Source organism: Halorubrum sp. Atlit-26R, assembly GCF_003666015.1.
Taxonomy (GTDB): Archaea; Halobacteriota; Halobacteria; order Halobacteriales; family Haloferacaceae; genus Halorubrum.
Window position 1 is genome coordinate 1 of the sequence record NZ_QPLT01000108.1, and the last position, 990, is coordinate 990.

1 protein-coding gene is annotated in these 990 nt (G+C 71.0%); it reads left to right on the forward strand.

Going from position 1 to position 990, the window contains the following annotated elements; genetic code table 11:
• Positions 1 to 165: 165 nt before the first annotated feature.
• Positions 166 to 990, forward strand: an 825-nt coding sequence (locus DVK07_RS19580) for a DUF58 domain-containing protein (protein ID WP_233565535.1), incomplete at its 3' end; no start/stop codon positions are given.

The following is a 990-nucleotide window of genomic DNA, read 5'->3' on the forward strand; positions in this document are numbered from 1 at the left end:
TCGCGGCGACGAGCACGATCGCGGCGACGAGCACGCCGAGGCGATGTATCCGTACCGACACAGGCTCACTCCGAGGGCGGTGGTTAAATGAGTTGTCAGTACTGCTATCCCCCGACCTGTCGGCGAAGCCAACTTTCAATGCGGTCGGGGGTTCACCTCCACTCGATGAACGTCACGGCGCGCTGGTGGGCGATCGCTGGAACCGGCGTTGCCCTCGTCGCGCTCGGCGCGGCGGCCGACCGGCCGATCCTCTTGCTCGGAGCGGCGGGGCTCGGCGCCTGGCTCCTCGGCACCGCCGCGACGGCGAGCCGGTCGATGCGACGCCTCGTCGACCGGCTGACGGTCGAGTATGACCTCACGACGGCCACGGCGATCGTCGACGAGAGCGTGACCGCGACGCTGACGGTCAGGCGCCCCCCCGAGACGGCCGCGGCTCCGTTGGCGGTCAGCGTTGACACGCCGCCGGGCGTCGACGGCGAGGAGATGACAGCGCCGCTCGCGCTCGACCCGGGAACTACCGAGGCGTCGACGACGGCGTCGCTCTCGTTTCCGATCGCGGGGCGCTTCGAGTTCTCCGCACCGACCGTCGAGGTCGGTGACTCGTTCGGCCTGTATCGAACGCGGGTGCGGCTGGGCAGCGTACCGACGGTGACGGTGACGCCTCGGACACCGGACCTCCACGTCGGACAGGGCGGCGAGACGATCCACAGCGCGTACGGGGAGCACCAGGCGGACCGCCCCGGCCCGGGCGTGACGACCCGGGAGCTCAGACAGTACGTCCCCGGCGACGACATCCGGCGGATCGACTGGAACGCGACGGCCCGGCTGGCCGAGACGTACATCCGGGAGACCGAGGGCGAGACGGACCGACAGACGATACTCGTCGTCGATCACCGCCGTCCGATGGCTATCGGACGCGACGGCGAGCGGCCGCTCGATTACGCCCGCGAGGCCGGCATCGGTGTCACGCGCGCCGCGCTCGACCGCGGC